This is a genomic window from Pyxidicoccus caerfyrddinensis, from assembly GCF_010894405.1.
GTDB classification, from domain to species: domain Bacteria; phylum Myxococcota; class Myxococcia; order Myxococcales; family Myxococcaceae; genus Myxococcus; species Myxococcus caerfyrddinensis.
The window spans coordinates 326-9,200 of sequence record NZ_JAAIYA010000061.1; the positions used below are offsets into that span (position 1 = coordinate 326).

At 62.3% G+C, this 8,875-nt stretch carries 9 protein-coding genes and 1 pseudogene; 8 read left to right on the forward strand and 2 right to left on the reverse strand.

Annotation, left to right across the window (positions count from 1 at the left end):
- The first annotated feature begins 134 nt into the window (after positions 1-134).
- From G4D86_RS51190 to G4D86_RS51210, 5 genes are read left to right on the forward strand one after another with little or no spacing between them, the layout of a single operon-like run.
- Entirely contained in the window at positions 135-833 is a 699-nt protein-coding gene (locus G4D86_RS51190) for a sulfurtransferase (RefSeq protein ID WP_164003016.1), read from the forward strand.
- Between the two features lie 56 nt (positions 834-889).
- Positions 890-1,486, forward strand: coding sequence for a DUF7710 domain-containing protein (locus G4D86_RS51195; RefSeq protein ID WP_240360958.1), 597 nt, complete (start codon positions 890-892; stop codon positions 1,484-1,486).
- Positions 1,479-1,781 (forward strand): sulfurtransferase, encoded by a 303-nt coding sequence (locus G4D86_RS52465; RefSeq protein WP_205520430.1) that lies wholly within the window; start codon positions 1,479-1,481, stop codon positions 1,779-1,781. The genes G4D86_RS51195 and G4D86_RS52465 overlap by 8 nt, the downstream gene beginning before the upstream one ends.
- Positions 1,774-2,226 carry a hypothetical protein gene (locus tag G4D86_RS51205; protein ID WP_164003018.1) on the forward strand — a complete coding sequence of 151 codons (453 nt, stop codon included), beginning with the start codon at positions 1,774-1,776 and terminating at the stop codon, positions 2,224-2,226. The genes G4D86_RS52465 and G4D86_RS51205 overlap by 8 nt, the downstream gene beginning before the upstream one ends.
- 12 nt (positions 2,227-2,238) lie before the next feature.
- Complete coding sequence (locus G4D86_RS51210; protein ID WP_164003019.1) at positions 2,239-3,219, forward strand: DUF7716 domain-containing protein; 981 nt, start codon at positions 2,239-2,241, stop codon at positions 3,217-3,219.
- 149 nt (positions 3,220-3,368) lie between these two features.
- On the opposite strand, the gene G4D86_RS51215 is transcribed toward G4D86_RS51210, so the two are convergent.
- Together G4D86_RS51215 and G4D86_RS51220 are read right to left on the reverse strand one after the other, a co-directional pair.
- Positions 3,369-3,536: a hypothetical protein gene (locus tag G4D86_RS51215; protein WP_158627719.1), complete on the reverse strand. Its 168-nt coding sequence runs from the start codon at positions 3,534-3,536 to the stop codon at positions 3,369-3,371.
- A gap of 414 nt (positions 3,537-3,950) precedes the next feature.
- Positions 3,951-4,427, reverse strand: coding sequence for a hypothetical protein (locus G4D86_RS51220; protein WP_164003020.1), 477 nt, complete (start codon positions 4,425-4,427; stop codon positions 3,951-3,953).
- A 941-nt stretch (positions 4,428-5,368) separates the two neighbouring features.
- Here G4D86_RS51220 and G4D86_RS51225 point away from each other — a divergent pair.
- The 3 genes and pseudogenes from G4D86_RS51225 to G4D86_RS53650 form a co-directional block, all read left to right on the forward strand.
- Positions 5,369-6,826 (forward strand): type IV secretory system conjugative DNA transfer family protein, encoded by a 1,458-nt coding sequence (locus G4D86_RS51225; protein WP_164003021.1) that lies wholly within the window; start codon positions 5,369-5,371, stop codon positions 6,824-6,826.
- Between the two features lie 645 nt (positions 6,827-7,471).
- A complete protein-coding gene (locus tag G4D86_RS51230) occupies positions 7,472-8,095 on the forward strand; it encodes a hypothetical protein (RefSeq protein ID WP_164003022.1) in 624 nt (207 codons plus the stop codon).
- 190 nt (positions 8,096-8,285) lie between these two features.
- Positions 8,286-8,480 (forward strand): annotated as a pseudogene (locus G4D86_RS53650) (IS1182-like element ISStau7 family transposase); the annotation flags it as partial.
- Positions 8,481-8,875: the final 395 nt, after the last annotated feature.

Genomic DNA, 8,875 nt, shown 5'->3' on the forward strand with positions numbered 1-8,875 from the left:
TAACTCTCGGCTGAGGGTCGCACCCTCTCAAGCAGCTCACGGCAACCGGTCGCCCGCTCAAGGCAGTGGTGCGCCTGGAGCGCGACGTGCAGGCCTCCTTGGGGGGCCTCCTTCTCCGTCCAGGGCATGTCGCAATGCCCTCCTGGCCCTCCACCTACCCCGGCCCTCGCACGCAACAGGGCTCCCATGCCGCCTATGCTCCGAGCCCCGAGCACTTCGAACGTGAAGCGCGCAAACTGGGCATCAACCGAGACAGCGTCGTGGTCGTTTACGACCGGGTCGGCCTGTATTCCAGCCCGCGCGCCTGGTGGATGTTCAAGGCGATGGGGCATTCACAGGTGGCCGTGCTCGATGGTGGCCTGCCAGCGTGGACCGCAGCAGGGCATTCGGCCTCAGTGGAGGCGGGACGCGTCGAGCGCGAGGGCGACTTCGTTGCAAGGCCGACCTGGAATGTGTTCTGCGATGCCGCAGCCGTCGAACGGGCTTTGGACGATGCGAGCTGCGCAGTGATTGACGCCCGCTCGCAGGGGCGCTTCGCCGGGCGTGACCCGGAGCCGCGCGCTGGGCTCAGGCAGGGCCACATGCCCAACGCGGTGAATCTGCCCTTCACGGACGTGCAGGTGAAGGGGCACGCGAAGAGCGCGAGCGAGCTCAAGGCCATGTTCGAGAGCAAGGTCGCCTCGCGCCGGAAGCTCGTGTTCAGCTGCGGTTCCGGCGTCACGGCCTGCGTGGACGCGCTCGCGGCGACGCTCGCGGGCTACTCCGATATCCGGGTGTACGATGGCTCGTGGAGCGAGTGGGGACTGCCATCGAGCCGGCCGGTGGTTGAATAGGCGCAGGCTCGTTGCGAAGAAGGGGCGCCATGCAGCGATTACGATTCCCAGTCGTCATGCCCTACGGACACTCTGGCTGGGTGGTGGAGTTTCCGGCGAGTCGCGAGCTGCTCCAGGTCTTGGGTGAACCTGGCTTCATCGAGGACGATCCCACTCGCACGGCGGGAGGTCGCGAGTTGTTCTGGGCATTCGAGATGGAGGGTGGGCTTCGTCTGGTGCTGCTCTGGGGGGAGTCGATGGAATACGCCTCTGTGAGTGCGGACCCACCCGAGCCAGAGCGGGTGATCGAGGCACTTCGAGCGCTCGGGCTGAACGCCCCCTTCCAAAAGCGCCAGCTGCCTGCGGAAGAGCAGCTTCCAGCCTTACAGGCGCGTGGCGCGGTCTGGGTCTTCACGGGCCGGGGCGCGTCGGAGCCCGCCGCCGTTTTCTCTCGTAAGCAGTTGGCGGACGCATGGCTCGCCCGGAATCGATTCTCTGGCACTCTCGTGGCCCATCCACTGGATATCTCGCAATACGATCTCGAAAGAAGATTGAGACCATCGATGGTTCCCGAGATCGAGCGAGAGGAGGCGCAGCGGTACGTCGGCGTCCTGGGTGAGCGCTATGAATACGTTGAAGGCAGTCAGGTCAAGGCAGGAGGCGCCGATGCCTGATTCCAGGTTGCCAGACGCGCTCCTCTCCGTGTCCGCGCTTCGAGCGATGCTCGGCGATCCGCGGCTCGTCGGTCTGTATGCCAGCGCGCGTGCCTGGTGGATGTTCAGGGCGATGGGGCATGGGCGGGTTGCCGTACTCGATGGCGGTCTACCGGCGTGGATTGAAGCCGGTCATCCGATGTCGCAGGAACCGGAGCGCATCGAACGCGAGGGCGATTTCGTCGCGGCGCCGACCGAGAAGACGTTCTGCGACCCCGCCCGCACCCACATTCCGATCGAACAAAAAAATGAGTAAGGGAACAGAAGATATCGATCATATTCGGCTTGTGGCTTCAGTATTGGTTGGGAATCCGCATGATGACGACGCATTGTCAGAGGCAATGCAGATAGTCAGCACAGGGGACGGTTCCGTTCTTTTCGATGCTCTTCGTGACCAGATTGGGCCTTGTGCGGAGAATTACGAACTCATGCGGCGAATCATGTCGTTCCTTGAGGCTGTCATGGACGTGAAGCCGGGTCTCTCTGCGTATCTCATGGGGAGGCTCTATCCTTTAGCAGACCGCATGCATGTGAATGATGTGTATGAGGCCATTGAATTGTGGATGTTTCACAGTGACAAAGTTGCCGTTGCGGATGCCTTGGCGGCGCTGGGTGCGGAGCCTGTGCGCCCTTTACTCCGGAGGCGTTACCAAGAATGGGCTGACGCGATAAGAAAACGTGCGCTTCAAAAGTCGTCTTGAGAAGAGATGGGTGTGGAATTGATCCGTTTTCTCGGCTCTCCTGCACGTTGCTTGGCGGCCGGCGGAGGAGTGGGCAGCCACAGCAAAATGCCGGACAAGTTATCGAGGCCGGGAAATTCGGATTCAGCCCCTCGTCGGCTGGTCGTCAGCAGTTTCTCGGAGAGCGAGTGGCGGGACAGCAATCATCGTGGACTTCAGCCCACCAAGTACGTCCTATGCAAGGCCGGCTTACGCCGCAAGCTCGTGTTCAGTTGCGGCTCCTGCGTCACGGCCTGTGTGCATGCACTCGCTGCGACGCTCGCGGGCTACGCCGATATCCCGGTGTACGGCGGCTCATGGAGCGAGTGGGGGCTGCCAACTCGTTCCGCCAAAAGCCCACGGTACTCCACGAGGTTTGAAGTGCAATTGACCCCAGGTGCGCACTACCCAGGAATGCGGGATGATATTCACTTTGCCGAGGCAAACAGGCAGCTGCATGAAGCCATGAAGGCCGATCCGGTGTTTGCAGCGCGGCTTGAACAATCTGGTCTAACGTGGCATCACGAGGCACTGCGGGCGGGGGTGATGAAATTGGTTCCGCTGGAGCATCATCAGGCACCAGGCCCCGTGCAACACACTTCATCCCGATCAAAAGGGCGGCATGGAGAACTGGGGAGGTGGACGTTGACGTCGAACTCTTCTCAAACTCTGGGCAGTGTGTTGACCGGCATCGGGGAGCGCACGCGAGGTTATGCGCTCTACATGCGAGGTCCTCCGCCGTGGACGGAGGCGAGCGAATGCATGATGCTGGAGAGAGATATTTACTCAGATGTTCTGCCGATACTTGCTGCGGAGAATGGATTGGTAAAGATTCTGTCTGCGGCGCAGGTTCGTCAGGTTGTAGTGAACGCGCGACTCCAAAGGCCTGATGCAACTACGGCTGATCTTGTAGACGCATTGGAGTTTTACTTCCAGCGTGATGCGTTTATCGATTTCGGGGACGAAAGGCGCTAACACGGTGATCATGGCGGCTGAGGCGGGTAGCCGAAGTAGGCGAACCAAGCGGCTGCATCCTGCGGCCGCACAGTCGAGAGCGCCTCGCAGGGCCTGAATGAGTTCGGCGTGGGTTCGTGCGCCGATGGCCCGCAGGCGCGTCTTCACCTTCAGCCAGCAGGACTCGATGGGGTTGAGGTCGGGGCTGTAGAGCGGCTCATGAGGTTGGCCTCGGCGCCGGCCAGGAACTTCTCCCGCCACTCGTTCAGCACCACGGCGGTGACGCCCAGTTCCCGTGAGAGGGAGTCGAGTTCCTCGCCCTTGATCAAGCGGAGCACGGGACTACCTTCGAGCGCCAGACGAACGGTTGATTAACTCTCGGCTGAGGGTCGCACCCTCTCAAGCAGCTCACGGCAACCGGTCGCCCGCTCAAGGCAGTGGTGCGCCTGGAGCGCGACGTGCAGGCCTCCTTGGGGGGCCTCCTTCTCCGTCCAGGGCATGTCGCAATGCCCTCCTGGCCCTCCACCTACCCCGGCCCTCGCACGCAACAGGGCTCCCATGCCGCCTATGCTCTCGGCAATGGTTATTGGGAGAGACATTGGGCGCTCTTTGCGCAGCGCCCAATGTCCTCATGGCTTTGGAGACTGGTGGTGGCAACTTCTCAGTGAATCGCCTATACGACGCTTCTCTGACGCAGCATTGCGCCTGTTAGCAACACCTGGTCTCGCAGATGCCTCGGTCGCTCTAACCTGCTAGGGCGCAATCGAGTAGGCGGTGAAGGTAAATGTCCCTACGACGGTTCCGCCGCCGTCAAGTGGGTTTGCGTGAAGGGGGAAGATGGTGAGCGTGATTGTGCCCGTGGCACTACCATTCGCTCCAAAGTGAATGGTGTAATCCAAGCGTCCAATGTCCGCGCTTGGGAAGTCGAAGTCGATGGTTCTGCCGGTTACCACTCCGTTGCGGCCCACACGCCACGCGCCGAGTTGGCTGCTGAAGAAGAATTGCGGGCCTCCTTGTGCGGAATCTATCACCGACATCGTGTGATCGCTGTGTAACGTGATGACACCGCGAGAGGCGAAATTTCCATTCGAATCCGTAATGGTTGCGATGTAGGACGTCCCGTTTGCTCCCTGATCGTTACCCTGATCGTTACCGTCGCCTGCGAGAGCTGATTGTACAAAACCGGCTACAACAAGTGCTATGCACGATATGGTCAATCTGAGGTTCATCTGACGTTCTCCTTCCAATGTGTTTACGCCGAGAAAAAGAAATCGCCTCTTGAGCCTGCGAAGCGTGCCGCGAATGTCTTGTCTATAGAAGCAGGTCGATGCAACAGCACCAGAAGTAAATGACGAAATAATGTAATTGCACTGCAAACATAAAACAACATAACCATAACGTATGATATGGTGCGATGGTGTTGAAGAGGTTACTTATCATGCAGGAAAACAGCACATGTAAGAACGTATCGGCGGAGGTATGGCATTTGAGAGGGTGATGGGCTGACACGTCGCGGACTCCGCCGCTACCGCCGTGTGAGAGGCGACAAAGCCTGTCAGCGCACAGACGGAGAGCAACAAAGACATACCGGTCCAATACCGAAGCATGTCCACCTTCCTATGGGGAGAGCAGGGGGCCGTAGTGTGGGGTACGGGTCCTGGCGGTACAAGCCGCGCCCCAGGGAGGGTTGGACTTCCGCTGAAGGACAGTTCACCCCAGCGCCGCTTTCTTATGCGGTGTTACTCGGCCTCGGCGGTGCGCGGCGCCTCGTGCCCAAGGTGCGCAGGCCAGCGACGGGTGCTGGCATACCTGATTCAGGGCGCCGTCATCCGGCGCATTCTCCGTCACCTTCAGCTGCCCGAGCAGCCGCCGCGCCTGGCTCCGGCGCTGGGGCCACCGCAGCTGGCTCTCTGGGCGTAACTCTCGGCTGAGGGTCGCACCCTCTCAAGCAGCTCGCGGCAACCGGTCGCCCGCTCAAGGCAGTGGTGCGCCTGGAGCGCGACGTGCAGGCCTCCTTGGGGGGCCTCCTTCTCCGTCCAGGCCATGTCGCAATGCCCTCCTGGCCCTCCACCTACCCCGGCCCTCGCACGCAACAGGGCTCCCATGCCGCCTATGCTCTGTCCGCTCCGTCGAGTGGCGCCCCGTCTACATCTCCGACGTCGAGCAGACGATGCACCGCCACGTGCTCGGCGAAACCGGCAGCGGCAAGACGGCCTCCGTTATCTGGCCTTCCGTCCTGCAGGACCTGCTGGACGGCTACGGCGTCCTCGTCATCTCCGCGAAGGGTTCCGACGAGGAGATTGTCGAAATCAAGGCCCTCGCCGCCATCACCAACCGCGTCCCCGAGCTTCGCGTCTTCGCGCTTCCCGCCTGGAATGACCCGGCCATCTTCACCCACCGCTACAACATGGTGTGGGCGCGTCCGCGCCGCGTGAAACTCGGCCCTCCCAACACCCCTCCCGTCGTCCTCGACGCGGGCGATGACCCGGTGCCCGTCGCCCAGCGCGTCATCTCCGTCCTGACGCTGGGAGACAACGTCTTCTACAACGTGCAGGCCGAAATCATGTGGACCAACCTATGCCGCCTTCTCCACGGCATGGTGGACGCGGACGGCAATGGCGTCGTCTTCACCATGCGAGACTTGGCCGTCTGCCTCAAGGGCATTGGCAACACCGGCGCGTATGCCGCGGCGCTCAACTTCTGTCTCAGCCGCTCTCTCGACAGGGAAGCCGCGCGTGAAATCTCCGCGCAGATTCAGAATCTCGGCAAGGACGTGCAGAAGTGCATGTCGGGCCTCATCGGCGCCGTCGACAAGTTCCGCAGCCCCCTCGTCAACGCCTACGCCCCCGACTTCACCTTCGAGGACCTCCTCGAGAAGAACCAGGTGCTGTACGCGCAGCTGCCCTCCAACCTCTTCCCCATACAGGCACCTGCCCTTGGCAAGGTGCTCCTCATGGACCTGCAGCAGCAGGGCTCCCTTCGCCAGGTACACCGCACCACACGCAACCAGACGTACTTCGGTGCCCACGTCGACGAGTTCTATACCTTCGCGGAAATGCGCGTCGTCGACTCCCTCAACAAGCTGCGCGACGCGAAGGTGCGCTTCCTCCTCGCCCACCAGTCCATTGCGGACTTGGAGCTCGTCTCCAAGGAGTTCGCCTCCGCCGTCTGGGACAACACCCTGTGGAAGGACGTCCTTCGCCAGTCCAACCCCGCTCTCTGCGATCAAATTGCCAAGTCCGTCGGCACGCACCAGGTGCACCAGTCCACCGTGCGCCGCCAGCAGGGGGCCCTGTGGACGTCCCTTCTCACGGGGGATGCCTCCGTGAAGCTCGTCGAGACGTTTCGCCTCCACCCCAACGAAATCAAAAATCTCTCTCCTCGCGGGCAGGGGTGGTGCGTGAGCAAGCAGGGCCCCATTCCCGTCAACTACGCCCGGCTTCCTCCCCTCATTGCGGACTTCCCGCTGCAGCGCCGCATCCAGGCCGGCACCCCGGGCCTCCGCCTCGAGGAGAACTTCCTCCGCGCACCGCCCTTCGACGCGGAGCCCATACCTCCACCTCCGTCCAACAACAGCACCAACAACAGTAACAGCCGGACGGCTCCACCCACTGCGCCGACTCCGTAGCAGCCCGAGGCCGTCCATTCGACTTCCCTGCCCGACTCGGCTGCCGTCCGCTTACGTTCACCCTCAAGCGTCTGGACTGCCTCAAAGCGCCGAGGTCCGTCGCTACGCCTAGAGGCTCCGCCCCCGACTCGACCCCGCATACGGCCCAGTCGCCTTCAGGCGAGGGTTTTCCAGCGCCTTTCGTGCGCCCGACGCCCGAGGCAGTTGTCGAACTGCTTCAGTTGACCGAACCGCTCGCGGAGGCCTCGCCCTATCACTCATGAGTACTTGGCCCCTCACTGCAAACGCCTGTGTAGTGCAAGGGCTCGTGCGCTCGGCATGCACCCTTATTTCGGCAGAGATTCAGCACCTGCACCTGCGTGAGGCGGTCCGTCATCGTCCCGTCGCCGAACTGACCGCTGCCGTTGTCGTCCCACGCCCAGAGGCCTCTGTCCTGCTTCAAGGCGAAGGAGAACTGCCCCTCGCTGCGCTCCTGAGTCCCCGACGCACCAGGGAGGTCGCGCAGACCCCTGCACTCCCTTGCCATGTTTGCTAATACTTCGATTCGACAACCATTAACATGTCTGCTAATCACTCGATTCGACCGCAAGCCCTTCAAGCAACACATAGCTTGCGGCGTGCACCGTCCTACCTTGGAGAACTCACATGAAGACGCTCTTTATGCGCTGGCTCGTGTCCTGCGCATTGTCCTTCACCGTCGTTGGCTGCGGTGGTCCAGACCCGACGGACCCAGCCAACAAGCTGGCCACCTCATCCTCCTCCCTTGAAGGCGAGGACGACTGGTACGACGAAAGCGGCAATGGCGGGGACTGGTACGACGAAAGCGGCAATGGCGGGGGCGAATACGGTTATTTTCCGGTTCCGGCTCCGTTTCCGCTTCCGCCATTGCCGCTTCCGGCTCCCGCTCCGGCTCCCGCTCCGGCTCCGGATCCCACCGAACCTCAGATTGTCAACGTAACGGCGCCGAGCCCAAACTTGTTTTGCACGTGGTTTGGCATCTTCTGCGGCGGCTCCAGTGAGCCTGAGCCTCAGCCTCAGCCTCAGCCTCAACCGCCCCCGCCCGAGATTCCAAATCCGATGCAACAAGAGCGTAGCGACGCCTACTGGGCGGAAGTCGATGTCTGCACGAACGATCACACTGCGAAGCTGGCCGATTGCAGCCGAATTTTCGAAACTGAAGGGTCCTCCGCCTATTGGGGGTGCAAGGACGACGCCGGACGGGAACTTGGGGCGTGCATGAAACGCGTCAGTGACCTTTTCGGCTACTGATGCTCGGGGGAGGCCTTCACGGTGCTTGGCGCCGTGAAGGTAGCTTTTCGGGTTGTCGGCGATGCGCGCCATGCTCGAGGTCCGCCATCCCGACACAGCGCGTTCCACCTTCCTCCGGAGGGAAACGCGGGGCGCCGGGCGATGCGGGCTGTCGCCGCGTTATCAGGCGGCCACCTCACGGAGGTGACGCATGGAACGCTGTCGGCCGGCTGTGGAGCAGGGTGCGCGGGAGCAGCTCCTGCTGAAGCTAGCGGGGAAGAGCAGGAAGCTTTTCGTCTTCCTTCGCTAGCCTCGGCACGAGCTGCTCGACGAGGCCTTTCATGACTCGCGCGAAGCGGTGTGCCGACAGACGGGCCAGCGACAAGAACCACAGCCGCCCGCGATGGCCAGAGTCGCCGCGCCGAGACGTCTCCTCTCTCTCTCTCTCTCCCTCGGCTCTAAATCCGGTCATTCCCTCTTGCCGGATTAGCGACCAGCAAAAGCCGGACGGCTCCACCCGTTGCGCCGACTCCGTAGCAGCTCCCCGCAGCGGCGGCCTCGGGCGAGGAGGAGGCACCCTCTGCTGGGGCGGCAACTGTGGGCAGCTGCGGGAGGCGTCAGCGCGCTCCGAGGCTGGACTGGGCCGGGTTGCTCCGCAGGACGTTCGCAGTAGATGCCCCCTGTGTCAGGGAAGTTGTCGCCTCGGCTGACGTGCCGAGCTGACGACGCCCTGGGGGCGAGAGCAGGCAGGACGCGGTGCCGTACACGGATGCATTCAAGGCGCAGATGGTGAAGCGGATG